Source organism: Paenibacillus sp. J22FR5, assembly GCF_059691975.1.
Genome location: NZ_JCAUAN010000042.1, coordinates 26,589 through 51,859, shown reverse-complemented (window position 1 = coordinate 51,859; position 25,271 = coordinate 26,589). Strand labels below are relative to the sequence as shown.

26 protein-coding genes are annotated in these 25,271 nt (G+C 40.9%); 8 read left to right on the top strand and 18 right to left on the bottom strand.

What is annotated here, in order from left to right:
• Positions 1-250: 250 nt before the first annotated feature.
• The 12 genes from AC58P7_RS30860 to AC58P7_RS30805 all read right to left on the bottom strand — a co-directional run bounded on the left by AC58P7_RS30860 (position 251) and on the right by AC58P7_RS30805 (position 9,671).
• Positions 251-1,375 carry a GerAB/ArcD/ProY family transporter gene (locus tag AC58P7_RS30860; RefSeq protein ID WP_497349824.1) on the bottom strand — a complete coding sequence of 375 codons (1,125 nt, stop codon included), beginning with the start codon at positions 1,373-1,375 and terminating at the stop codon, positions 251-253.
• Positions 1,376-1,489: 114 nt separating this feature from the next.
• Entirely contained in the window at positions 1,490-2,143 is a 654-nt protein-coding gene (locus tag AC58P7_RS30855; protein ID WP_497349822.1) for a L,D-transpeptidase, read from the bottom strand.
• A 66-nt stretch (positions 2,144-2,209) separates the two neighbouring features.
• Positions 2,210-2,944 (bottom strand): class I SAM-dependent methyltransferase, encoded by a 735-nt coding sequence (locus AC58P7_RS30850; protein WP_497349820.1) that lies wholly within the window; start codon positions 2,942-2,944, stop codon positions 2,210-2,212.
• Between the two features lie 115 nt (positions 2,945-3,059).
• The gene (locus tag AC58P7_RS30845) at positions 3,060-3,461 is read right to left on the bottom strand and encodes a Fur family transcriptional regulator (protein WP_497349819.1); all 402 of its coding nucleotides are present in this window, start codon (positions 3,459-3,461) and stop codon (positions 3,060-3,062) included.
• Between the two features lie 98 nt (positions 3,462-3,559).
• Positions 3,560-4,393, bottom strand: a complete 834-nt coding sequence (locus AC58P7_RS30840) for an AAA family ATPase (RefSeq protein WP_497349817.1) — start codon at positions 4,391-4,393, stop codon at positions 3,560-3,562.
• A gap of 21 nt (positions 4,394-4,414) precedes the next feature.
• Positions 4,415-4,897 (bottom strand): hypothetical protein, encoded by a 483-nt coding sequence (locus tag AC58P7_RS30835; protein WP_497349815.1) that lies wholly within the window; start codon positions 4,895-4,897, stop codon positions 4,415-4,417.
• Between the two features lie 92 nt (positions 4,898-4,989).
• Entirely contained in the window at positions 4,990-5,139 is a 150-nt protein-coding gene (gene rpmG, locus AC58P7_RS30830; RefSeq protein WP_171636579.1) for a 50S ribosomal protein L33, read from the bottom strand.
• Positions 5,140-5,174: 35 nt separating this feature from the next.
• The gene (locus tag AC58P7_RS30825; protein WP_497349813.1) at positions 5,175-6,395 is read right to left on the bottom strand and encodes a GTP-binding protein; all 1,221 of its coding nucleotides are present in this window, start codon (positions 6,393-6,395) and stop codon (positions 5,175-5,177) included.
• Between the two features lie 76 nt (positions 6,396-6,471).
• Positions 6,472-7,407, bottom strand: coding sequence for a metal ABC transporter substrate-binding protein (locus tag AC58P7_RS30820; protein WP_497349811.1), 936 nt, complete (start codon positions 7,405-7,407; stop codon positions 6,472-6,474).
• 39 nt (positions 7,408-7,446) lie between these two features.
• A complete protein-coding gene (locus AC58P7_RS30815; protein WP_497349810.1) occupies positions 7,447-8,334 on the bottom strand; it encodes a metal ABC transporter permease in 888 nt (295 codons plus the stop codon).
• Positions 8,280-8,987 carry a metal ABC transporter ATP-binding protein gene (locus tag AC58P7_RS30810; protein ID WP_497349808.1) on the bottom strand — a complete coding sequence of 236 codons (708 nt, stop codon included), beginning with the start codon at positions 8,985-8,987 and terminating at the stop codon, positions 8,280-8,282. The genes AC58P7_RS30815 and AC58P7_RS30810 overlap by 55 nt, the downstream gene beginning before the upstream one ends.
• A 249-nt stretch (positions 8,988-9,236) precedes the next feature.
• Complete coding sequence (locus tag AC58P7_RS30805) at positions 9,237-9,671, bottom strand: Fur family transcriptional regulator (RefSeq protein ID WP_497349806.1); 435 nt, start codon at positions 9,669-9,671, stop codon at positions 9,237-9,239.
• A 148-nt stretch (positions 9,672-9,819) separates the two neighbouring features.
• Here AC58P7_RS30805 and AC58P7_RS30800 point away from each other — a divergent pair, with 148 nt between their 5' ends.
• Both AC58P7_RS30800 and AC58P7_RS30795 read left to right on the top strand, forming a co-directional pair.
• On the top strand, positions 9,820-10,806 hold the full coding sequence (locus tag AC58P7_RS30800) for a CobW family GTP-binding protein (protein WP_497349804.1): 987 nt from the start codon (positions 9,820-9,822) through the stop codon (positions 10,804-10,806).
• A gap of 138 nt (positions 10,807-10,944) precedes the next feature.
• The gene (locus AC58P7_RS30795) at positions 10,945-11,409 is read left to right on the top strand and encodes a MogA/MoaB family molybdenum cofactor biosynthesis protein (RefSeq protein ID WP_497349802.1); all 465 of its coding nucleotides are present in this window, start codon (positions 10,945-10,947) and stop codon (positions 11,407-11,409) included.
• A gap of 30 nt (positions 11,410-11,439) precedes the next feature.
• On the opposite strand, the gene AC58P7_RS30790 is transcribed toward AC58P7_RS30795, so the two are convergent.
• Together AC58P7_RS30790 and AC58P7_RS30785 are read right to left on the bottom strand one after the other, a co-directional pair.
• Positions 11,440-12,474, bottom strand: coding sequence for a CobW family GTP-binding protein (locus AC58P7_RS30790; protein WP_497349800.1), 1,035 nt, complete (start codon positions 12,472-12,474; stop codon positions 11,440-11,442).
• Between the two features lie 83 nt (positions 12,475-12,557).
• The gene (locus AC58P7_RS30785; RefSeq protein WP_497349798.1) at positions 12,558-12,914 is read right to left on the bottom strand and encodes a (2Fe-2S) ferredoxin domain-containing protein; all 357 of its coding nucleotides are present in this window, start codon (positions 12,912-12,914) and stop codon (positions 12,558-12,560) included.
• Between the two features lie 208 nt (positions 12,915-13,122).
• Between AC58P7_RS30785 and AC58P7_RS30780 the strand changes: the two genes are divergently transcribed.
• The 3 genes from AC58P7_RS30780 to AC58P7_RS30770 all read left to right on the top strand — a co-directional run bounded on the left by AC58P7_RS30780 (position 13,123) and on the right by AC58P7_RS30770 (position 16,390).
• Complete coding sequence (locus tag AC58P7_RS30780; RefSeq protein ID WP_497349796.1) at positions 13,123-14,142, top strand: CobW family GTP-binding protein; 1,020 nt, start codon at positions 13,123-13,125, stop codon at positions 14,140-14,142.
• Positions 14,143-14,289: 147 nt separating this feature from the next.
• The gene (locus AC58P7_RS30775; protein WP_497349794.1) at positions 14,290-15,300 is read left to right on the top strand and encodes a permease; all 1,011 of its coding nucleotides are present in this window, start codon (positions 14,290-14,292) and stop codon (positions 15,298-15,300) included.
• A 25-nt stretch (positions 15,301-15,325) separates the two neighbouring features.
• Positions 15,326-16,390, top strand: a complete 1,065-nt coding sequence (locus AC58P7_RS30770; protein ID WP_497349793.1) for a TIGR03943 family putative permease subunit — start codon at positions 15,326-15,328, stop codon at positions 16,388-16,390.
• A 288-nt stretch (positions 16,391-16,678) separates the two neighbouring features.
• Here the strand turns inward: AC58P7_RS30770 and AC58P7_RS30765 are convergent, their stop codons facing one another.
• Both AC58P7_RS30765 and AC58P7_RS30760 read right to left on the bottom strand, forming a co-directional pair.
• Positions 16,679-17,287, bottom strand: a complete 609-nt coding sequence (locus AC58P7_RS30765) for a transglutaminase-like domain-containing protein (RefSeq protein WP_497349791.1) — start codon at positions 17,285-17,287, stop codon at positions 16,679-16,681.
• A 151-nt stretch (positions 17,288-17,438) separates the two neighbouring features.
• Positions 17,439-17,588 carry a hypothetical protein gene (locus AC58P7_RS30760; protein WP_497349789.1) on the bottom strand — a complete coding sequence of 50 codons (150 nt, stop codon included), beginning with the start codon at positions 17,586-17,588 and terminating at the stop codon, positions 17,439-17,441.
• 234 nt (positions 17,589-17,822) lie between these two features.
• On the opposite strand from AC58P7_RS30760, the gene thpR reads away from it, so the two are divergent.
• Positions 17,823-18,398: an RNA 2',3'-cyclic phosphodiesterase gene (gene thpR, locus AC58P7_RS30755; RefSeq protein ID WP_497349787.1), complete on the top strand. Its 576-nt coding sequence runs from the start codon at positions 17,823-17,825 to the stop codon at positions 18,396-18,398.
• A gap of 272 nt (positions 18,399-18,670) precedes the next feature.
• Here thpR and AC58P7_RS30750 read toward each other — a convergent pair whose 3' ends face one another.
• On the bottom strand, positions 18,671-19,441 hold the full coding sequence (locus AC58P7_RS30750; RefSeq protein ID WP_497349785.1) for a GNAT family N-acetyltransferase: 771 nt from the start codon (positions 19,439-19,441) through the stop codon (positions 18,671-18,673).
• 229 nt (positions 19,442-19,670) lie between these two features.
• Between AC58P7_RS30750 and AC58P7_RS30745 the strand changes: the two genes are divergently transcribed.
• Entirely contained in the window at positions 19,671-20,594 is a 924-nt protein-coding gene (locus AC58P7_RS30745; protein WP_497349783.1) for an O-fucosyltransferase family protein, read from the top strand.
• Positions 20,595-20,750: 156 nt separating this feature from the next.
• Positions 20,751-21,527 carry a HipA family kinase gene (locus AC58P7_RS30740; protein WP_497349827.1) on the top strand — a complete coding sequence of 259 codons (777 nt, stop codon included), beginning with the start codon at positions 20,751-20,753 and terminating at the stop codon, positions 21,525-21,527.
• Positions 21,528-21,664: 137 nt separating this feature from the next.
• Here the strand turns inward: AC58P7_RS30740 and icmF are convergent, their stop codons facing one another.
• Positions 21,665-24,940, bottom strand: coding sequence for a fused isobutyryl-CoA mutase/GTPase IcmF (icmF, locus tag AC58P7_RS30735; RefSeq protein ID WP_497349782.1), 3,276 nt, complete (start codon positions 24,938-24,940; stop codon positions 21,665-21,667).
• Between the last annotated feature and the right edge of the window lie 331 nt (positions 24,941-25,271).

Genomic DNA, 25,271 nt, shown 5'->3' with positions numbered 1-25,271 from the left:
GAGACACCACCTGAAATTAATTAACTAAATTATACAGGAAAACAGGGTACCTTTCCTCAGAATTGAGGTAAGGTACCCTGTTTGTATGATTTGGACTTTTTCAGCGGCCTCGCTTAACCGGCAGCCTGTTGTTATTGTGCTCTCGTTCTTCGTCAGCTTAACGCACAAAAGTTAATTTATGGAATATATTTAGGTTGTAGAATCAGGTCATTTTCATCAAGATTTAGCATGGGTAGATTTTTAAGTGGTTTTAGTTTTTTGTCATCGACTTTCGAATTGCAGCAACACTTAGTATAAGGAGCGGATACAGGAGCCCAATGGTTAAAGCGTAGGATACCCATGTTTTGGTATCAAATTCTGTCATATATGCAACATTTGGATAGACTACGAGCGAATAAACAACCAGAATCATCCCTAATGGTAAAACGATAGGACGATAATCTTTTATATTTAAAACCTGAGCGAGTCCCATAACGAAGCTATAAAAATACAAGGTTGTCTTGTAGTAAACAGTTAAAAACCATATCCCCGCTATAAGGATTTCAAAACGTTGCAAAAAATTACCAATGTTGATCTGTTTAGCCAAAGCGTAGCTTGGATACATATGTCTTTCTGTCATATGAGCCCCCAATACTGATATGCATAAAAACGTGATAATGACGAAAAATACTCCGCCCATTAAGGTAGCAATCAGAAAAGCTTTTTTTGCTTTGCGAAATTGATTGACATGAACAGGAAACACCATAAAAAGCACGATAAAAGGAAGGGAAGAAGTACTTGCCACCGATAAGGCTGCTTTTATAAGTGGTTTCCCTCCAGCAGTGAAAAAGGGCTGCATCTTTTCAATTCGAACGTCCGGTAAAAGACAAATAACCAATATAATAAAGAGCATAACGATCCACGGAAAAAAAATCTCTGCAGCACGGACTATAGTTTCGAGTCCAAGACGCACCCCCATTACAACTACGGTTGCAAATATAATATTGATAGCTTGAATAGGCGTTTCTGGCATCACTTGTGTGTTTATAAAATTTCCTAGTTCAAACAAAACTGTAGCTGCTCCGATGAAAGAAAAGAAAATTAAAAATAGGGAGATCAGCTTCCCGAGCCATTTTCCAAACACTTTTTCATTATATTTAACTATGGTCATGTCGGGAAAATAATCACTAACTCTGTTGTATAAGTATACGACTAACAAATTTATGGCAACTCCCAAAATAGCCGCGAGCCATGCATCTTGTTTGGCAGTAGCAGCAAGCCCCGATGGACCAATCAGGATTGTAGTCCCAATTGTAAAGATTACCACGATTACAGCAAATTGGCGCACTGATATTTGAACGTCTTTCAATAAAATTCCCTCACCTAGTGATTCCATTTATTGATACTATTCCCTTATTTCTAACAATCACACTGCAAAATCAGACTATATTTTCAGTTATATTCATTTAGAATCAAAATGAATGGAATTTATTGTTTCATATTCGCTTCATTAATTGCGAACAACTACCTTCGTTTTAACTGGTATGTGATCATACAGCCATTTTGCATCTGAGATTGTTAGACGGAAACAACCATGGGAAGCCTTTTGACCAAGTTTTTTTGCTTCTTCTTCAATTACATTCCCGCTCTTATCCATAGCCACTGTATGGAACAAAAACTCACCGTGGTTCTTCCACGAAACATAGTACTTCGCGCCTTCATGTTCGGACTTGTTATAAAACCATTCTCCTCTTTCTGACTGGACATAGAAAGTACCCTTAGGAGTTGAATTGTCTGGAGACGTATCTAGCCCTGAAGAAGTCACCATGGTGTATAATGTACGTTCACCATCTTTAATGTAAACTCGTTGTTTGTCAATAGAGACATCGATCCATACAGCTTCCTCCTTCAGGAGCTTGGGGTATTCTCCTCCGGAAGGTTGTGTCCAATCTACTACTGGTTGGGAATCTCGGGAAGGTAATTCACTTATAATTTGAGACGACAACGGTTCATCTGAAGAGGTTACGGTTGCATTTGCGGTTGCATTTGCGGTTGCATTTGCCGTTGTCTTCAATTCTGTCACTACCGCTTTAGCGGACTGGCAACCACTCAAAACTGTACTAACAATAATCAGAATTCTAAAAAGCGAATACAAACGATACATAAATTAGCCCTTCCTTTATAGATGAGTAATATTTCACGCATACAGTCTTATAAGGAATGAAATGATTTATAACTTTTTGTGCCCTATGAATATCATGCGTGGAGATAGATTCTCATCATGCGATTGGCCTTCATAACTACCGTAAACTTTATCAACAACTAAATTAGCGCGATTCATCATTTCCAACATCATACGTTTATCGTAGAGCTTAATCTGCTCCAAGTAGTTACGATCAGGTGCTCCTTTTTGAAAAATCGTAATACGTTTGCAAACGAAACCCTCTTCTAAACTCCGTTCTTCCTTTATAACCAGCCCATCTTCTTCTCGTTCAGAAGCAGCAACCAAATGATTTGTCACATAACCTGGGTTTAAAAAATCAAGGATGTATTGACCTCCAGGCTTTAATAGTCTGTAGACTTCATGAAGAACTTTTTGATTTTCATTATCTGATTCAAAATATCCAAAAGATGTAAACAAATTCACGATAGCATCAAAGGATTGTTCCCGCGGTACCGCTCTCATGTCACTAAGAAGCCACTCAACTTTACCGTCCCGGTCATTGTTCTTAGCTTCTGACAATAAAACTTGAGACAGGTCAACGCCCGTTACTAGGTAACCAAATTCCGTTAATGCCATCGAATGACGACCTATTCCACAACATAAATCAAGAATTTTGGCTCCCTTTGGTAATAGCAGCCATTCGACCATTTCTTTTACCTCGTTGTAAGCTCCTTGAATATCCCTATGTTTATAAACCGTTAAATAATCTCTACCAAAGCTTTCATTATACCAATCTTTCATAATGACACCTCAATTAATTTGTGAGCGATCACAATTAAGTGCCTTAATAGCCACTTAAAACCGTAACGGGAATCCTGTCTTTCGAGGTTTGACTAGTCACTCTACCGACGCCTTTCTAAGTATGCTCATCGGTATGCAGTAAACTGCACGCAGTACAATAACCATACACATCGAGTTTGTAACTGATCGGTGTGAAGCTGTTCGTAACCATAGGGAGCTCGAAACGCTCCGTCTTAGCATTAATGGGAATCGTTCGCTCACAGTCAACACAGATAAGATGATATTTAGGATGCTCTGGATCAATCATGCGATAACGAACCTCATCTCCGAGCACAAAGGATTCAATAATCTTTAACTCAATAAAAAGCTTAATGTTTTGATAGACGGTACCATAGCTCAGTCCAAGGAATTGTTTCTCTAGCCTTTGATACATATCAATGGCAGACAGAGGTCGCGCAGACTCTAGAATTAAATGGATCATAGCTTTGCGTTGCTCGGTTAATTTTGAGCCTTTCATTACCAACTTTCGAAACGGCTCCTTCAAATCAAAACGGTGCTCAACCATTTATACGCTCTCCTTCCGCTGTCATACAAGCTCTCACTACTTACAAAATTTCAACCTGCTCCAACCGCCTGTCTTTCACCGGGCAAACTTCTAGGCTTATAAGCTTCATAACCATGAAGAATTTTATCGTAACTCCATTCACTATCTTCTATTATCATTTTACGTTTGGCTTTAAGGATAATTTGCTCGATATCGGCAAAGCTGCAGCCCTGCAACAGATCCTTCGATTGCTCAATGAGCGCGCTATTTGCTACCGAATCCCCGATTAATTTCTTCAGAAATAGCACCAGCTCTTCTTTGCCAGGCAAAGCATAATTCATACGTGTGTCAAACCGGCGCCAAACCGCATTATCCAATTCCTCTTCCAGATTCGTCGCAGCTATAAATGTGCTCTCCCCATGAAATTCATCGAGGCATTGAAGCAGGGTATTCACGACCCTGGCCATCTCTTTCACTTCATCGATCGAATCTCTCGCTCTTGCAATGGCGTCAAATTCATCCAGAAACAGCACGCATGGCGCTAATCGGGCAAATTCAAATATTTTTCGAATATTAGAACCTGTTTCACCAAGATGACTATGAATGATCGCATCCAACCTTACAACAATAAGTGGCAGTTCTAGACGATGAGCCAGGTAAAATGCAGTTAGCGTTTTCCCCGTCCCAGGAGGGCCAAACATAACGATTTTATTCGGAATGGGGACCTCCGCTTCCTCAAATTTCGCTTTCATACTTTGTATCGTTATGAACTCTTCTACAATTTCTTGATTATTTTCTTGGAGAACAATATGCTTAATTTTCTTTAAGCATTCATGGGGTGAATAGACAGTTGCCGTTTCTATCCCCTTGGATTTAGGCAGACGTATGTTTTTCTTAACGGTCACCTTTCTTGCTCCTCACTTCATTTATTGTATTGAACCAGCACTATCCTTAAATTCGAATGTTTCCGCACACTCCTGAAGCAGTCGACAAAAAGAACGGTTGTGACCTATGTAAAAGGATGAAAGATCATATCGATTCCTTCCAGGTTCAAAGGATACCAATACACGATGTCTCATGCGCTTCATGGTTAATTGGATAAATTGCTCAGCTTGCTCTGAGGCTATCATTGTAATATACGCATAGAGGGAATGGTCTTCTGGCTCATCGAGAGGGCTTACACCTGCACAAGAAAATTCAGTCGCAATGTCTTTCTGTTTAAGAAGTGTCAATGCGGGAAACAATTGCAGATCCACATGAATATTTCCAAACAATGTGGTCATCTTCGCCTGCCTGCGCTTCTTATCTCGATCTACCCATTGCAGTAATTCCTCCCCGCGACGATGCCACTGCGTTTTGGAGTGATGGCTCATTATGATTTCTTTATCCTCTTTGGCACTCAACCTCATCAGACAGCCAGACCTCCTTTGGATACCTCTTCATCAAATTCCTCAGCAAACAGAAAACCCGGACATGGTAGCCCGGACTTTCCAAGTTAATCTTATCGTGTTTCACGATGAAGCGTAACTCGATTCAATCGTGGACAAAACTTTTTTAGTTCAAGACGAGCTGGGTTGTTCCTTTTGTTCTTCGTCGTTGTGTAGTTTCTGTCACCTGTTTCTGTACACGCCAATGTAATAACAACTCTCATGCTGTTCACCTCCTATCGGTAATCTCTCTATATTGCTATTTCGGTAACGGACAGGCTTCTTCCAATTCCACCATCGAATTCGGTAATACATCTTCGAACTGATTCCAATCCCCTTGCATTTCAGCATCCGTTAATAAACAGGCATCCAACGAGGCCACGATTTCAGCACGATCCATTTCCATTCCAATAAAGACAACTTTGTTGATCCGGTCCCCATAGGTGTCATCCCAGTGCTTGATTTGATCGGCATCTTCCTCAAGAACAGCCTCTCTTTCGCCGTCCGGTAGCGCAGACACCCAATATCCTGCTGGACCGAAGCGAATGGAAGGACCTGCCTGACTTAAATTCTGAGCGAAATCGTTTCGCGTCGCCAACCACATGATTCCTTTGGCACGTACAATTTCTGCTGGCCAATCTTCCATCCAGTTCATCAGCCGCGATGGCTCGAAAGGCCTTACTCTTTCATAAACGAAGGAGGAAATACCATATTCGTCTGTTTCGGGCGTATGTGTTTCTTTTTCCATTTCCCTCATCCAACCTGCGGATGTACTAGCTTCATCGAAATTGAATAGATGCGTATTCAGAATCTCAGCTGGCTCCACCTGTCCGTTTACGGAACGAATAAACTTAGCTCTAGGCTGTAAGGCACGAAGTACACCCTCTAGCTCCTCCAGCTCCTCTTCTTCCAACATATCGCATTTATTCAATATGAGCACATCACAAAACTCAATCTGATCAATAAGAAGATCTACAACTTCCCGCGTGTCATCTTCCCCAACCGCTTGACTGCGTTCAAGCAATGTTTCTCCGGAGGAATAATCGGTCCAGAAGCGATAAGCATCGACCACAGTCACCATCGTATCCAGTCGGCAAAATTGAGTCAGATCTATACCTTTCTCTTCATCCAAGTAACTGAATGTCTGTGCAACTGGTAATGGCTCACCTACACCAGTTGATTCAATGAGGATATAGTCAAATTTCTCCTCTTTGGCTAGCCGTTCAACTTCTTTCAACAGATCCTCACGAAGTGTACAGCAGATACAACCATTGGACATTTCCACCAAGCTTTCACTCGTTCGAGATAGTCCATTGCCTTCTCTTATCAGATTGGCATCTATGTTGACCTCACTTAAATCATTGACAATGACCGCTACTTTCAAGCCATCCCGATTATGGAGCACATGATTTAGCAATGTTGTTTTGCCTGCTCCGAGGTATCCGCTTAATACCGTGACAGGTATTTTATTATTTGACATATTGCCACTCCTTAATATTTGTAAATTTTACGAATTATACGCAAGCAATAAGCAAACGCACGGTTTGCTTATTTTCTTATTCATTTAATGCTTTCTTCAATGCTTCGAGATTATTGCTCATAACACCAATGTAATCCAGGTTTTTCTTCTTATCCTCATCCGTTAAACCCTCAATTGGGTTAAGTACATCCGTTTTCGCGTTGATTTCTTTGGCTATCGTTTGAGCCACCTTGGGATCGACTAATGTCTCAAAGAAGATCGTTTTCACTTGGTTATCCTTGGCAAATTTGATGATGTCCGCCATCTTATCCGGTGCTGGTTCTTCCTCAGGCGAGAGTCCTGCGATTGGCACTTGTGTTAAGCCATACTCTTTTGCCAAATAACCAAAAGCAGCATGCTGCGTCACGAATTCTGTATGTTTGACATTTTTGAGAGCTGTTCGGTAAGATTCATCTAGGCTTTTAAGCTTTCCGATAAACACATCTGCATTTTTACGATACCCATCTTTATGTGCAGGATCTGCTTGTGTTAAGCCATTTACAATAGACTCAACCTCTTTTTGAGCGAGAACCGGATCGAGCCATACATGAGGGTCCAAGATTTTACCGCCATCTGACTCTTTATGATCCTCTTCTTCCTCTGCCAATCCTTCCATTAAATCAATACCTTTGCTTGCTTCAACAATGACTCGCTTCGTATTCTCGGCACTCTTCAGTGCTTGTTCTGCCCAGCCTTCAACAATACCGTTGTAAACAAACACACTCGCTTCCTTCACTTTTTTCATATCTTTCGCACTAGGCTCCCAATCATGAGGTTCAACACCGGGAGGGATTAAGGCCGTGACGTTGGCATACTCACCAGCTACCTGCTTGGTAAATTCATACATGGGATAAAAGGTTGTTACAACATTAAGCTTTCCATTGCTAGAAACGGTGTTTGAAGCACATCCTGTTAATAAAACAGTTGATAATGCGGTAAATGTGAGTGATTTGGCTACCCAAGTTTTTTTCATTTTGATAATTCCCCCAATTAATTTGAAATGATAAATAAGTTACATCGATTCGTTAGTCATTTGATGCATGCTGCCGAATGTGCTTTCTTCAGCTTGAAGCTTCTTTTTGTTGCTTGCTTTACTGAGCTTCACAACAACTTTTTTGATACTTAAACCAGCAATAAGAACGATAAGTAACAGAATTGCAATTGTTCCTCCTGGAGGAGTACTGAATTCATAAGATGCGGTTAGCCCGGAGAAAACCCCCAGCAAACCAATACCCATTGCAATAAAAAGGGACGAGGTGAAGCTAGGTGCTATGCGTATGGCCAGTGCCGCAGGAAGAACAATGAGTGCTGAAACAAGAAGCACACCAACGATAGGCATAGCGGCAGAGACAATCATACCGGTTAAGACACTAAAACCAAGGGAAATCCATTTCACTGGGAGTCCATTCGTCTTTGCTGTATCTTCATCAAATGTAATCTGATAAAGCGGACGACGAAATAGAAAGAAGAAAACGCCTCCGATCAAAGCAACGGCTAGCATAAGCAGGAGCTCAGTTTTATTCACGGCAACGACAGAACCGAATAAATAAGCAGAAAACCCTTTATTCATACTAGGACTAAGACTCATGATAATTACCGCTGAAGATAAGCCCCCGACCATGATAATCGCAACAGAAATTTCACTATAAGATTTATAAGACCTCCTTACATATTCAACAGCAATAGCACCCAAAGTTGCTACAACAAATCCTGCTAACGTTGGATTAATGTGCAAGTAGGCGCCTCCTGCTACGCCTGCCAAGGAGACATGAGAAAGCATATCTGCCATAAGTGCCTGTCTTCGAAGCATGAGATATACACCGAGAACAGAGGCAATAACAGCAATTAACCCACCGGCGCAAAATGCCCGCTGCATGAAGTCGTAGTGCAACATTTCCATCTGCCATCCTCCTTTCTCTCCAGTTCAATAATCCGATCAAGGTAAGGTGCTACTTCGGCAAGACCATGTGTCACCATGACAACGGTTCGCCCGTGAGCTTTCACTTGGTGGTGCATGAGCTGATAGAAACCGAAGCGACTATCCTGATCCATCCCTGTTGTTGGTTCATCGAGAACAAGCATATCGGGCTCCTGTGCAAGAGCTCTGGCGATGCATATCCGCTGCTTCTGACCGCCTGAGAGCTCTCCAATTTTACGCTTGCGTAAATCCCACATCCCCACCTGCCGCAGCGCATTCTCCGTCAGCACATCATCTTCCTTGTGAAGCTTTCGAAACCATGATCCGCTTGCATATCTGCCAGAACGTACAAATTCCAATATGGTACTCGGGAATCCACTGTTGAAAGCGGAAATCTGCTGCGAGACATAACCTACTTGCAGCTTCTTTCCCTCTTCATTCGAAGGAGAAAGGAAGACATTCCCCTTCCATGGTTGAATTAAACCCAACATGAGTTTAAGCAACGTAGATTTGGCTGCACCATTCGGGCCGGTCACAGCAACGAACTCCCCTGATTTGATCTCTACATTCGCATCTTGGATACAAGGAATATCGTTATAACCAAATTCGACTTGAGTTAAAGAAGACACTAACATACATGTAATCCTCCATTCATATATGTAAATATTACGAATATTAATCATAAAAGAAACGACTATTTTCAAAAGACTTCTTCGTATTACATGTAAAAATTACGATATATAATTACTTATTCGTAAAAATTCTTATTATGATGAGAAATATATCTTTTTTAAGAAGCTGTGTCAATAACCAATTTGAAAATCAGCCTGCTCCATTCCTTAAGTGAATGAAACAGGCTGATCACATCAATCCATTTTTTATTTTTAACCGTTTAATTGTTGACAATCATCACAAATGCCATAGATCTCAAATCGGTGGCTCGTAATTTTAAAATTACCGGGTAATGGCATAACTGCTTCCATTGGACAGTAATCAAACGTTAACGTTTTCTCACAGTGAGTACAAATTAAATGGTGATGATGGTGATTCAAGCAAGTGCTGCGAAATTTTAATCCCCCATCCATGAAATAGAACTGCTCTAGAGCCCCCATATCGCTTAACAAACGCAGGTTACGATAAACAGTATCAAAACTGACACTCGGATAGGGGATCGCCATTTGATCATAGACATACTTTGGAGATAAATATCCGTCGGACTTAGCAAAGATCTCTGCAAGCATGCGTCTTTGCTCTGTTATTCGCCATCCATTTTTCATCATAATTCCGATCATTTCTTCAACAGTTGTTTTGTCAGTCATGTCCCTTTTTCCCTTCTAAGTTGAGCGTATATCTCTAATAGTGATGCTTACGAATAAGTTAGTCAAGAAGGATACAGCTTAATTTGACAATCTGAATTCCGTACACCTATACTGTTAATTGTTAATATTACTATTAAGGAGTGGTTCAATGTCCAATCTATCTCAAGAAATCGATACCCGCATTCCGGTTACCGTATTGACTGGATTTCTAGGTGCAGGCAAAACTACCTTACTCAATCATGTGATGACTGCAAATCATGGTGAGAAAATTGCGATAATTATCAACGAGTTTGGTGAAGTTGGCATAGATAATCAACTGGTCGTTGGTGCAGACGAAGAAATCTTTGAAATGAATAATGGCTGTATTTGCTGCACCGTCCGTGGTGACCTAATTCGCATATTGGACGAGCTTATGGAAGCTAAAAATGGTTTAAACGGCCGTAAACAAGTCCATTTTGATCGAGTACTGATTGAAACTACGGGTCTTGCCGATCCTGCTCCTGTAGCGCAAACCTTCTTCGTCGATGATCAAATTGCTAAAAATTACAGACTTGATGCCATTGTAACGGTTGTGGATTCAAAGCATGCCGAACTGCAGCTTGACCGAGGACACGAAGCACAAGAGCAAGTTGCATTCTCCGATGTACTCCTTGTTTCCGAAGATGAACTTCTTAAGTTAGAGAAACGACTCCGCGCAATGAACCCAGCAGCCAAACAATACCGAACCGAGCAGTCGAGTATTGATATCCGTCATATTCTGTGGCTTAATGCTTTTGAATTGGATAAGAAATTGGAGTTAGATCCGGAATTCTTGGTAAACCACGATCATGACCATGATGATGAAGTAAAATCACTCTTTTTCCGTGAAGAACGTCCACTTGATCTAAATAAACTGGAGCAATTCTTAAAGGTTTGGTTACAAGAACATGGTACGGACACGCTTAGATACAAGGGTGTTCTCCAGATTAAAGGCGTAGAGCAGCGTGTCATCTTTCAAGGGGTACATATGCTATTTGCTTCTGCCCCAGATCGGAAATGGAAACCGAGTGAGGTTCCAATCAGCGAATTTGTTATCATTGGACGTAATCTCGACGAGGATTGGTTTAAGTCTGCGTTTGCAGGTTGCGTAGCTTAGCTTCAAGAAGGCTATATGTACAACGAAGAGGAGCCGAATGGCTCCTTTATTTCAATAACCTAATTTAGAAAGAGGTCAGAACTTATGTTAACCTCTGTGGACATACATCGTAGCGAGGCCCCAAGAAGCGTTACATGCATGGTGATTACAATTTCAGACACCCGTACACCTGAAACCGATCAAAGTGGAAAAATAATGATGAACATGCTCATGGAAGCCGAATATGAAATAGCAGGTTACGCCATTGTAGCAGACGACTACACGCTTATTCAACAAGCTATCCATCAATCTTGTGCCGACCCTCAAGTGGAAGCCATTCTGCTGAACGGTGGCACGGGAATTACCAAAAGAGATACCACATACGAAGCCGTGCGTGATCTTTTAGATAAAAAGATGCATGGTTTCGGAGAAATATTCCGTTACTTGAGCTTTGCAGAAGACATTGGGACAGCAGCAATTCTAAGCCGTGCAATAGCAGGAGTCTGCAACAACAAAGCAATATTCTCCATGCCAGGTTCATCTGGTGCAGTGAAGCTTGCATTAGGTAGAATTATTATACCCGAGCTGCGACATGTTATGTGGGAGATTTACAAGGATATCTGATTTCTCCCTCCTCCTACCTTCAGAGTCTCATTATACGAGGCTCTCCACCATGTTATCTAGAGATGCTTTAATCTCATCTCTGGAAAAGTTCTCTCCAATAAACACAGCTACATTAGGAACAATCGCTTTCGGATTTATTTTAATAAATTCAATTTCACGATAAGCATATTGGAATAAATGGAGGTTCGTTCCTGTCATATCTGCAAAATGCAAGATACCTTTAGCCCTGTAAACTTGTTTGGGGAGCTTGCTTATAACCTCTTCAAATTTATCCATTTCAATTGAATGTTCAAAATAGTGTGTATATACCATCACATGATCATGGGTATGATGATGACCACTCCCGTGATCGTCATGGTGGTTGCTCTCGCAGTCATGTGCATGTTTGTGGTCATGTTCACAGGCATTTCCCTGTTTATGCTCTCCATCACTTGTATGTAGATGCTTATCTTCGCTGCGGCTTAATCCTTCAAGCACATTTATGTCAATGTTGCAGTACACCGTACTATGAATAGATGCATAGGGGTTCCAACCGCGAATGATACTCTCTAACCCGTGGAAATCCTCGGATGATATCTTGTCCATTTTATTGATGATAAGCAGTGATGCACAACGGATCTGATCCTGCATAAGGCGATAGGTTTTGCTATTACTGCCACGGCTTAATGCGAGAAGATGCGGAGCATCAATCACCGTAATGAGCGACTTCAAATCAACTTCCAATATCAGTGAAGCATCCGTAACGCCTTCAATAATTTCGATAGGATTGGCTACACCGGTTGATTCTATAAAAATCACGTCTGGATGATGCTCCAGATATAAACTTTGAATCGTCATAGCCAAATCGCCACGAATGGTACAGCAAATGCAGCCACTGAGCATTTCTGCCATTGGCACCTCATCACCTACGATCATTCCGTCTAGATTGACATCTCCGATTTCATTCATGATAACAACAGGTTTTTTGCCTGATTCGGTGTAATAATCCAGTGCCTTCTTTAGCAAGGTGGTTTTCCCACTCCCTAAGAACCCTGAGAAAATATGAATTGGTACGGTATTGTTCATTTGTTGTTCCCTCGCTCATTTATATTTATTTGTAATTTTTACGATATTGAGATAAAACGAAGCTATTTCCGTTTTCATTCAAGCTATGCCTTAAGAATGCCTTCGGCTGAACTACCTGAAGAGACAAATTGTTCGTTGAATGAATAAACAACCTTCTCCTCCAGCATATCACCAGAAATGTGTTTGCGAACCAATTCTTTAGCTATTTCTGGTGTGATGTTTTTGTACCAAATACCTTCTGGATATGCGATTACCACACAAGCATCAACACATCTGCCATTGCAGCGAGTGCGAGTAGTATGAATCCACTTATTGGCTCCAAGTTTTGCTATTTCTTCCCGAATGGCTTGGGTGACTTCTTCTCCCTGACTATTCATACAGCTTTCCCCGTTACATATGAGCAAATGACACTTTGTTTCCTGCAAATTCCAAGTTGTCATTGTTTAGTTTCAACCTCCTTAATTTTTATTTGATACACATTTAAGCCAGAAACAATAATTATATGTAATAATTACGATTATAATTATCTTACTACGACACGTCAAATATAAGTCACGTCGCTGCTCAAATCTTGCAGCCAACCTGATTTTAGACTACAATTTAATTCGTAAACATTACTTTTAAATCTCGTGTAAAGGAGTCCTCCTCTTGAGCAAAGTTCCCGTAATTGTTATGAGTGGTTTTCTCGGCAGCGGCAAAACGACATTGCTGATCCGCATGCTACAAAAGGCTGCCGACTTCAACCTTCTGCCTGCTGTTCTTATGAATGAGCTGGGGAAACAAGATGTGGACGGACATCTTCTCCAAGAAGTCTCACCTGATGTGAACCTCGCCAAATTACTAGATGGATGCATCTGCTGCTCGAAGAAGAGTGACATTAGCGGTTCCATTAAACAACTGCTAGTACGTAAACCTGATGTCATTCTCATTGAATTAACTGGTGTTGCCAACCCCGAGGAAATCGTCGATGCTCTCACGGAACCCCTATTGCTTCCTTTTGTGAAACTGCATAAAGTTATCACCGTACTTGACGCTGAACATGTACTTGACTATAACAGTATCTTCGCCTCGGACCGTGAGCTTGTTCATACGCTTCGCCGACAGATGGAAGTTGCGGATCTGCTTATTTTAAACAAAATCGATTTAGTCACAGACAAACAACTAAAGACTATTGAAAAAACAATTCGAAAATACAATGAACGCTCTTTGTTACTGCCAACAGCACATAGCAAATTCGATTTAACCTTAATTTTCGGTGATCTTCATCCAAGGCAAACACTGCCAGTTGGTTCATCAACTTTTAACAGAAACTTGACCATGCAAAAAACCTTGAAAACCTTAAAATCAACGGATGAATCTACCACACCTACCGCATCTTTTTCGCGTATTCAGAGCATTTCCATCCCGATTGCGACTGAGCTTCTTATGAACCAACGCTTTATTGAGCGTTATTTAGCCGAGTGGGGTCCTAAACTTCTTCGCGCTAAAGGTTACTTATTCATCGGTACTAAACGTGAACCGTTTCTCATGCAATTTGCTGGCAAACGCATAAACTGGCAACCAACAACCTATCAGGGAACTCCTTATCTTGTTCTTATTGGCTTAGATTTGAATGTGAGAACTCTCGAGGAAGATTGGGAGAGACGTTTAATCGAATTGCATGTGTAAATCCCTTTGAAATAATGCAGCCTCTAGAAACTCACATCTAGCAGGCTGCTATTTTTAATTACATGTAAATATTAAATTAAAACTGTCCTATTTCACTTTATCCTTTCATACGTTATAATAGTAATTATTTTGATTAAGGAGTTAACAATGCCGAATACGATCTATAAGACTACGATGCAAATTATGGCGTTCATTTGCTTCATCCTAATTGTACTGCTTCTAAAAGATATTGATTTTTTTTCTAGTTTTTTTACAATTGAGCATCTACAAACATTTAAAACCATTTTTATCAGCATTCTCCTAGAAGCGATGCCGTTCATTTTACTTGGTGTATTACTTTCTTCTTTACTCCAAACATTCGTGTCTGAGAAAGCGATTCAGCGATTTATTCCCAAAAACCCCCTACTTGGAATCCTTTTCGCATGCCTGCTTGGTATTCTTTTTCCGATGTGTGAGTGTGGTATGATTCCCGTAGTTCGAAGACTTATTCTCAAAGGTATGCCCGTCTACATCGCTGTCGTATTTATTATTACCGGACCGATTATTAACCCTATTGTGTTCGCGGCTACTTACATGGCTTTCCGCAATCATCCATCAATTGCCTATTCTCGAATGGGACTAGCTTTCCTAGTGGCCATTATTATCGGATTAATCCTTTATCGTTTTGTCAAAAGCAATCCGCTGCGGATCAGTCGTACAAGTTTTGCTACCGGGCCAGAGTTGGAAAGCCATCAACATGCGGGAGGCATTTCAAGTAAATTAAACACTTTTTTCGTCCATGCTTCCAATGAGTTTTTTGACATGGGGAAATATCTGGTCTTCGGTTCCCTGCTTACAGCCATCATTCAAGTTTTTATGCAACGTGAAAGTCTGCTTGCCATTGGTCAAGGTCCACTCTCATCTCACATTTTTATGATGGGCTTTGCGTACATACTTTCCTTATGTTCAACCTCAGACGCGTTCGTCGCGTCTTCTTTTCAAACGTCATTTACATCAGGTTCATTGCTTACTTTCCTTGTATTCGGACCCATGCTTGATTTCAAAAGCACGCTTATGCTGCTTTCGGTGTTTAAGTCCAGATTCGTCTTGCTTCTCATACTCTTAATTTCAACTATAGTTCTCGCTTGTTCACTGTTTTGGGAGCATTTTTTATCTTAAAATTAACCTTTAGGAGGTATACCCTTTGAGTCAAATTCGTATAACCAGCTTTCATTATTTCCTTCGTACGATCATTTTACTTGGCTTTTCCGGCTATATTGTGTACCTTTCCAAATCAGATGCTCTTCAATATTACATCGCTCCGCGAATGATGATCTACGTTAAAACGGCTTCGGTCATCTTATATATCATAGCTAACTTTCAAGCCTATCTGGCACTTCGAGCCTACTGGGGTAGGCCCGTTGCCTGTGAATGTGAGCAGCCTGTTACGCGATCAGGCATGCGTAATACAGTTGCTTACGGACTTCTAGTATTGCCTCTGATGGTCGGCTTTTTACTACCAGATACAGCCTTAAACAGCGCCATGGTTGCTGCCAAGGGAATTAATCTTTCGGCAGGCACATCCAGTTTTGCCAAACCCAAAATAACTACAACTGCCGAAATATCCAGCCCGAGTCCAACTGTGAATGGTTTAGGAGTGGCCGTATCCCCGAGCCCTTCAACTGTCACACCCGATGATCCTAGCAAGGTTAAGGTTCTTCCTAAACCTGCTACTAGCGTTAAAACGCCGCCATTCGCTCAGCCAACTGCTCAACCTGAAGCTCCGCCTGTCTCTCAACAAGATACAGAAATCGAAAAATTATTCAAAGCTCCAGACGAATGGAACGAAGATTTTGCGAAGATGGGCATCATCCTCTATAAAAAGGATCGTATCGTTGTACAACCTGACATCTATATGGAAATCCTGTCAACCATTGACCTCTTCAAAGATAACTTTATAGGCAAAAAAATTGAGCTTACCGGCTTCGTTTATCGCGAGGAAAAAATGACAACGAACCAATTTGTTGTTGGCCGATTTGCGGTAAGCTGCTGCTCAGCAGATGCTTCTCCCTATGGCGTAATGGTCGACTTTCCTACAGCACAAAACTACCCAAAAGATATGTGGGTTAAAGTTACCGGAACGATTCAAAATGGAAACTATAATGGTAACGACATATTCAAAATCGCTGCCACCCAAATTGAGAAAATCGCTGCCCCTAGTTCGCCTTATGTTTATCCGAATTTCGAACCGCTTAAAGTGCTGAAGTAGTTGCGGAAGAGTGATTATCGTCTGATTGATAAAAAAGTGACCCGAACTCCTTTAATAAAAAGGATTCCAGGTCATTTTTTTCTTAGGCCCCCGACTTCTTGCGCACCGGGTATAACATCGTAAAGTCGAATGTTTCGATATCCGCATAAGGGATCGGTAAGTGTGCTCCACGCCACCCGCGTCCCGCTCTTGTCAGGCGTCATCCCCGTTCGCTTAATGAGGATCCCGATCGATTTCGCGGCAGCCTGTTTTATTATTGAGCAATAAGTTCTGCTTTTGTTGAATGAACTACAAGCTGACTGGTAAACCATGCAGACACATATGTATACAATCTGTATTCTGTTTTAATGTATTCATTGTTTTAGGATTTGGAAGTTTATATATTACCGAATAATCAACTTCGTGGTATTCTTCCCTCACCGAAAAAGCAAGTTTCTCAACATCTGTAGAGAATTCAGCATTAACACTTATTTTATTTCCCCGTGCATCTAGTCGAACCCATCTATCTATAGATTTCAGGAAAACGGCATTTAAAGCGTGTATGCAATACCCTGTATCTGGTGTATCGCCTAGTGTAAGGTGTTGATAACAAAAACCAGTGGGAATCCCTTTGCTCCGTAAGAGGGCACACAATAAATTAGATTTTGCGTAACAAATACCTTCCTTAAAATAGAGTACTTCCGATGCTTTACACGTTATTCGTGAACTTTGAATATCCCAAGAATGAGATATTTCATCACGAACAAATTCATAGGCTTTTTTCACAAACTCGTCTTCGTTAGATGATGTAGAAAATAACTCAGATGCTTTTTCCATTATATCACTGTGACTAAAATCAACTTCTTGAGTTTCTACCAAATAATCTACTAAAGAATCCGATTCAGTTATTAAGATCATCCCTTATCACCTTCGTAAGTTTATTTGCCTGACAAATTTTATCACATGACTATTGTTAATTTCATTTTCCTACCACCGGTAATTTCGAATCCATTATTTTCATAAAAGGAGATAGTTCTATCGAACTCTGGAAGATGTGGAGTAGCAACTTCTAGACGTTACCAATGTTTACCTTTTCCATATTCCTTGGCGGAAAATAATAATTTTGAGCCAACACCCTTTGAACGATATTCTGGATGCAATCAAATAGTTCGATGATAATAGGATAATCGGTTATTGTAGCTTCTTCGATTCGTAGCATTATAAAACCTCCTATTTTTAGAGTACATATTATCCAACTCAGAATTGAATAATTATACAAAATTATTTATTATTATTCAATCAATCTCATCCAAAAATAAAATTCTTTCTTTGAACTATATGACACAATCTGGTACAAGCTTCGTATATGCATAGCGACAATGAATCAGTATGACCAAATAATGGGTATGCTACCTGGACAAGCATAACCATACGATGAACAAGCGAGGTTATTATGAATCCAATCAATCAAGTGCGTTTATTTGTTGCTGTGCCGGTCCCGTCCGGAATAAAGCATGCGGTCGCCGGCTGGATCGATGAAATCAAACCGCATCTGCCTTTTCGCAAATGGGTCCATCATGAGGATCTGCATATTACGCTGCAGTTTCTTGGAGATACACCGTCAGACCGTGTCCCTCACATTACTCAAGCTCTGCAGGAATTATCGGCAGTATCTAGTCCTCTCTCGCTGCGTGTGGAAACCCTCGGCTTATTCGGCCGAACGACCCAGCCTTCTGTGCTGTGGGCCGGTGTCGGCGGTGACGTAGAAGGGCTTCACAGCTTACAGCAACGGGTAGCCGGCGTACTTACGCCGCTTGGCTTTACGCCTGAAGAACGCAAATTTCACCCGCATCTGACGCTTGCACGCAATTACACGGGTACGACTCCATTTGATCGTAATAAACTGAGTGATTTTCCGGTACCCCCTTCTCCCCAAGGAGACCTCCTCGATTGGATATCCAAAGAAGTTACACTTTATCGGAGCCACTTGAACAAGCGGCCAATGTATGAAACAATTTCGGTAACTTGAGGTTAGAATGAACCTAAAGAAAGGGTGGACGGTTTGAGCGTCCACCCTTTTCATTATTCAACTATCACACACCCATTCATTTACAAGCTTCATCATAAAAATCGAATGAACCGGGGGTGTATTGTAAAGTGAATTGTATTGAGCATATTTTTTATAATTTAGAATTGTCGGTATGGGGTTAACACGGTTGCCCCGGCGGGTCCAAGATTTTTTTGAGCTGAAGCATAAAACATTGAAAACTTGTTAAACTCAAGGTTCCAAATCAGTCATTGTTACGTTACTTTAATTTTCAAAAGTCTGGTTTTCGTGATCATTCCCGCACTCTCTAGAGTCCTCTTAGAAGCTTCGTTATAGTACCAACATCCACTTACAGGCTTAAAACCCTGCATATCACACCATTTCCTTAAGTGTACGATGATGGCTCTCCCAATTCCTTGCTTTCTATATGCCTCATTAGTAAACATACCTATGCTTGCTAATCCTTTGATCATCTTAGACTTCTCAACTACTCCGATTCCGAGCAGCACATCACCTCTATAGTAAGTGAAGAGTTCTCCTTCGGCAATCCGCCGTTCGTATTGGTCCAGAAAATCTCCACAAATTTGTTGTATTTGCTGCAGATCATCTAATTTAGCAGGGCGAAATGATTCATCACCTGAAACATTACTTTCTATTATCTCTGCTTGATTGTCTTGGAAAAAGTAAGCTTGTTTGTTGAACGTGAAGTCCTTATCTAACGCTAGACTTACAAATAGTTCATCGCAGGTCGGAACGAAAAGTGAGTTCACTGTATTACGTTCAAGCACTTGGCTAAACATCTTCTGCGAGTACATTTGGTAGGGGCGACTGATGTAGAATTGGGTTAGAAGTTCGTTATTGTGAATAGCATAGTAACCCACTACTGTTGATCCCTCTTGGATCATGTAAAAAGTCGATGCTAGGATATGCGCCTCCAAGAAGGAATCAAAAGGTGAAGATAACCCGTGGATGTATTCTTCAATAAGATTTTGAATTTCATTGATAAGACATTCTTTTGTAATCATCCCAAGCCATCCTTTCATGAGAGACCATTATTAATTCCATAGTAAATGATGCATTACATAAATTAAAGGGAAAGTATTCGTTAAACTAACCTATTGTGCGTTAGCCGTAACAATAACTATCGATCCCACATATTTTAGATTACTCTTCATATGATTTCGTTTGGCTCGAATATAAGTTACATGTACTTTATCTCTGAAAATAAGTATTTAATTTTTTTAAGAATAGGGTGTGATTCTTATTTTATATATTCAATATGAAGTTGAGCAAAATGAAGGCCTTTGTAATCAACTTATGGGAATTTTCAGAACGATAGGAGAAGCCCTATTTTATTCAACTCAAAATGATTCAATAGGTATTATTATACATGATCTTCAAACCAGAACTTCGAGTGACACCATTGATTTCGATGTGAATTTTTCCAAAATAAAATATGATTCCTTTGTTGATGTAGATGAACTGACCACTTTACTTTCGAATAGAAAAATATTAGTAAGCCGACCACAAGAAGTCAATAATCAAATTCAGAATAATATCATTTCCTGTAGGCGATATCAATTCCGACAGATGTTACCTGACGAAAGCAGAGATGCGGGTATATTTATTGCGAAATTTTTCCCTTTTGCAAAGAACATACGAAAGATCGCTAGTTGTATCCTTGGTTTAATGTCCTTTTATCCAAGATGGAAAGTTATTCAGCTAAGAATTGAAGATGAGTTAATCAACTTCCTTCCAGGACGAAATGCTGAATTTCAAAAACGTACGATTAATCAGCTTCAACAAACGATCAATATGATTTCAAGTACGCCAGATTTGTCTGCTGTTTATTTCGCTTCAGGGATAAGAGAAGAAAAATACAATGCTATCGTGCAAAGTATCAATCAAAAATTTCCGAATTTAATCCTAACAAGTAAAAAAGACATCTTAACGGATTACCCTGAAATTAAGAAAGAGTTAGATGCATTGTGTTTAGAAGAACAAGCGTTGGTTGATTGGTTGGTATGCGTAGGTGCCCCTTTTTTCGCTGGACCTCATACCTCTTCATTTGCTTACTTAGCAGGATATATGCGTCATTATCGTGGATTTGAAAAAGAAACCACCCATTTATGGCCAGAATATGAGCCATATTGGGAGATATGGTTTCCTCGTGTTTGAACGAGCGACGCCTCTGTATATCTGATTTTAACTAACTCTAAAAGGACCTATTCAATAAGTATGTAAATCTATGAAAAAAATACCTCAATGGGGAAACTGGCAAAATGAGAGTATTCTCGCATTTGTCAGATGCTAACAAAGAAGGGTTGCGGAGTGATGACTTCTTTAGAACCGATAAAATATTTGGAGACGCTGTCTGGAAAAGCCGCACATTTATTGTCATTTAATGATGGAAACCGTTATGCTGTAAAATGTAAAAATAATTTCCACGGAACAAGGGAACTGGTAAACGAATTCGTGATCGCCAGATTAGGGCATCACCTTTCTTTGCCTGTAGTGCCATTTAAAATGGTGAATATGACAGAGCAGCAAATTCAATATATACCCAAAAAGTTTTCCTCCAATTACAATTCGGGCACACAATTTGCGAGCCTATTTATAGACAATTGCAGAGGCCTTTCAAAGGAACCTCCTCATCCAACTAAAACGGAAATCAATAATAACCAGGTTTTGGCCGGAATTTTCGTATTCGACCATTGGGTGCATAATTCTGACCGTACAAAAAGCAACATTCTCCTGGAGCGGCTGCCGGAAGGAAAATATGATATTCATATGATCGATCACGGGAAATGTTTTCCGGGAGGATACAAATGGAACAAAGCAACATTGCAAAAGCACGGTAAGTTTAAAAAGGATTCTATCGTTCATATTTGGACTGTGGGCATGCTTGAAGATCCATCGATACTCTCTTCCTATATTGAACAGATCCTTGCTCTACCGGAAGCCCTTATTGAAGAAGTAATTCAGGAAATTCCTGGGGATTGGAGTGTGTCGATTCAAGACAGAGAGGCTCTTGTTACTTATCTCAAAGTTCAGAAAAAAACATTTGCCGATTCGGTGTTTCAATTTGCGAAAAAATATGGAAGGGCTTAATTTCATGACGGTGGCGTGTCCCTTCGAACATCCTTTTCCGTGGGGTGATAAGCGGACACCACAACCCCAGCTATGCTGGGGTTATCCGTTTGTGTGGAAATAATCCAATGTAATGATTTGATTTGATTCGTTCTTCGCTACATATTCCTGCGATACTGTCCGCCTACTTCAAATAATGCCGTTGTGATCTGCCCCAGCGATGCTACCTTGACCGTTTCCATGAGTTCTTCGAATAGGTTACCATTGCTGCGGGCCGTTTGCTTTAAGCGTTCAAGAGCCGCGTCGCATTCCAACTTGTGCTGATCTTTGAAGGCTTGAAGATTAAGGATCTGAGTTTCTTTTTCTTCTAAAGTTGAACGTGCCAACTCGATGTCATAAGCTTTGTCATTTGAATTCGGATTAAGGAATGTATTCACCCCGATAATCGGCATCTCCCCAGAGTGCTTCTTATGTTCGTAATATAGGGATTCTTCTTGGATTTTACCACGTTGATATTGCGTTTCCATCGCTCCTAACACGCCTCCTCGATCATGGATTCGCCCGAATTCAGCTAATACCGCTTCTTCCACAAGATCGGTTAAATCATCAATGATAAAGGCACCTTGAAGCGGATTTTCGTTCTTCGTCAAGCCTAATTCTTTATTGATAATCAATTGAATGGCCATTGCTCTGCGAACAGAAATCTCCGTCGGTGTCGTAATGGCTTCATCATAAGCATTCGTATGCAAAGAGTTGCAATTATCATAGATGGCGATGAGCGCCTGCAAGCTGGTACGTATATCATTAAAGTCCATTTCTTGCGCATGTAAAGAACGGCCTGACGTTTGAATATGGTACTTCAACTTTTGGCTTCTTTCATTACCGCCATATTTATTTTTAATGACAGTTGACCAAATGCGTCGCGCCACTCTTCCCATGACCGTATATTCTGGATCAAGACCGTTACTGAAGAAATAAGAGAGATTCGGCGCAAAATCGTCAATATGCATACCACGGCTCAAATAATATTCCAAAAATGTAAATCCATTGGCTAGTGTGAAAGCCAACTGGGAGATTGGGTTCGCTCCTGCTTCAGCAATATGATAGCCGCTTATGCTTACAGAGTAATAGTTACGAACCTTATTATCAATGAAGTACTGCTGAATGTCCCCCATCATTTTCAGAGCAAATTCCGTTGAAAATATACAGGTGTTTTGTCCTTGGTCTTCTTTTAAAATATCCGCTTGTACGGTACCTCGAACGGTTTGGAGCGTCCCTGCCTTGATTTGCTCATACTCCTCGTCATTGGGTAGATGGCCGTTATTCTTGGCAAACTTCTCCACCTGCTGCTGAATGGCAGTGTTCATGAACATGGCTAAAATCATGGGGGCAGGGCCATTAATGGTCATCGATACGCTAGTCGAAGGATGACACAAATCGAATCCAGCAAACAGCTTCTTCATATCCTCCAATGTGCATACATTGACACCGCTATTTCCTACTTTTCCGTAAATATCGGGACGATAATCGGGATCTTGCCCATATAAGGTGACACTGTCAAATGCCGTAGACAGTCGCTTCGCATCATCATTTTGACATAAATAATGGAAACGACGGTTGGTACGCTCAGGTGTTCCTTCTCCGGCAAATTGGCGCTTCGGGTCTTCATTCGTCCGCTTAAATGGGAACACTCCGGCTGTGTATGGATAATATCCAGGTAAATTTTCCTTCATAAGCCAACGAAGGATGTCTCCATCGTCTTCGTACCTCGGCAAACTGACTTTGGGAATCTTATTCCCGGATAATGTTTCGGTGTACATCTCTGATATGAGTTCTAGACCGCGAACTTTGGTGACAAGTTGATCTTGTTTGTATGCATCACGCATTTCCGGCCATACTTGAAGCAACTTCCTGCATTCAGGGTGTAGCATGGTATGATAATGGGCTGTCATTTCGTTCAAAGTCGCGATAAAAGCATGCGATTCTCCCATAGACATCAGTTGCCCCTGGTGGTCTGACAACATCATCTCTTTCGTTCCTCGCAGTTGAAACAGCTTACGAGCTATCGTGGCCTGCTCATCTGTAAACTTCTTATACTGCTGGATCGTTTGCACGATTTCGCCCAAATAACCAGTGCGGTCCGGCGGTATGATCATACTCTTTTTTGTAACTTTTTGAATGTTCGCTTTAACATTAGTAGGCCAATCTCCGCCTGTTTTTTCCGCAACAAGCTTCATGACTTTGGCAAATAACACATTCGTTCCATGATCGTTAAATTGACTGGCGATAGTGCCGAATACGGGCAGTTCCTCATCTGGTGTATCAAATAATTGATGACTTCTCTGAAATTGTTTACGCACATCACGCAAAGCATCTTCGGACCCGCGTCGTTCGAACTTATTGATGACGATAACGTCAGCGTAGTCAATCATTTCGATTTTTTCCAGCTGCGTAGCTGCCCCAAAATCACTTGTCATGACGTACATGGCCACATCGCATAGTTCTACAATAGCGGAGTCCCCTTGTCCGATCCCGCTTGTTTCCACTATCACAAAATGATACCCAGCTGCTTTGACAACTTCTATGGCTTCCTTCGTTGCATGGCTCAATTCAGACTTCGCCCTCCGCGTAGCTAAGCTGCGCATATAGACCCGAGGGCTGTTTACGGCATTCATTCGAATCCGGTCACCAAGCAGAGCACCGCCTGTTTTCATCTTGGAGGGATCGATAGAGATAATAGCAATGCTACGGTCCGGGTACTGCTCGAGATACCGTCGTACTAGCTCATCAGTCAGTGAACTCTTTCCGGCTCCTCCTGTTCCCGTAATACCAACTACCGGTGCGATTACTGCATTTGTTTGTACGTGTTGTAAAATAGGTAAGAATTGTTCCAGCTTACTGCTCTCAGCATATTGTTCGGCAGCTGTAATGGACCTTGCAATCGCTCCCCAATGCTTTTCCTTCAATAAAGCTAATTCCTCATCTAGTTGTATTGGAGTTGGGGTATCAACTTCTCTAATCATGTAATTTATCATGCCCTGTAGTCCAAGCTTACGCCCATCGTCGGGTGAAAAGATTTTGGCAATACCATATTGATGTAATTCTTTGATTTCAGAAGGAACAATGACGCCCCCTCCGCCTGCAAAAATTTTGATATGCCCGGCATTCTTTTGGTGGAGAAGATCGAACATGTAGGTCAAATATTCAATATGTCCGCCTTGATAAGTGCTTATTGCGATACCATGCACATCTTCTTGGATAGCCGCATTTACAACCTCATCTACGGATCGATTATGACCAAGATGGATCACTTCCACGCCCGATGCTTGTAGAATCCTTCGCATAATATTAATTGCAGCATCATGTCCATCAAATAAAGCAGCCGCCGTTACAAACCTTACATTATTATTGGGGCGATATACTTGTGTAATCACTGTTAACCCACCCTTTTTTGTCAATTTCGCCTTAGATAACGCTTTCATATTAGGTTTGCAAATTATTCTGAACATACAGTCTTGCAAGAGTCAATATCGATGTATCCGATTACTATGCATTTTAACTATAAATAATGTGAGTGAGTTCAAAGGACTAAAGTGAATAGTCCAAAATAATTCATGAAATAAGCCAAGCTAACTTGGGAAGTCGAAAATTTTCAACAATTTTCACCTCCACTTCTTAACACACAAAGATAATATTCCCAATTAGGAATAAAAAACAAAACGAAAGAACAGCCAGTCTTAGCTGCCTGTTCTTTCGCTTTGCTAA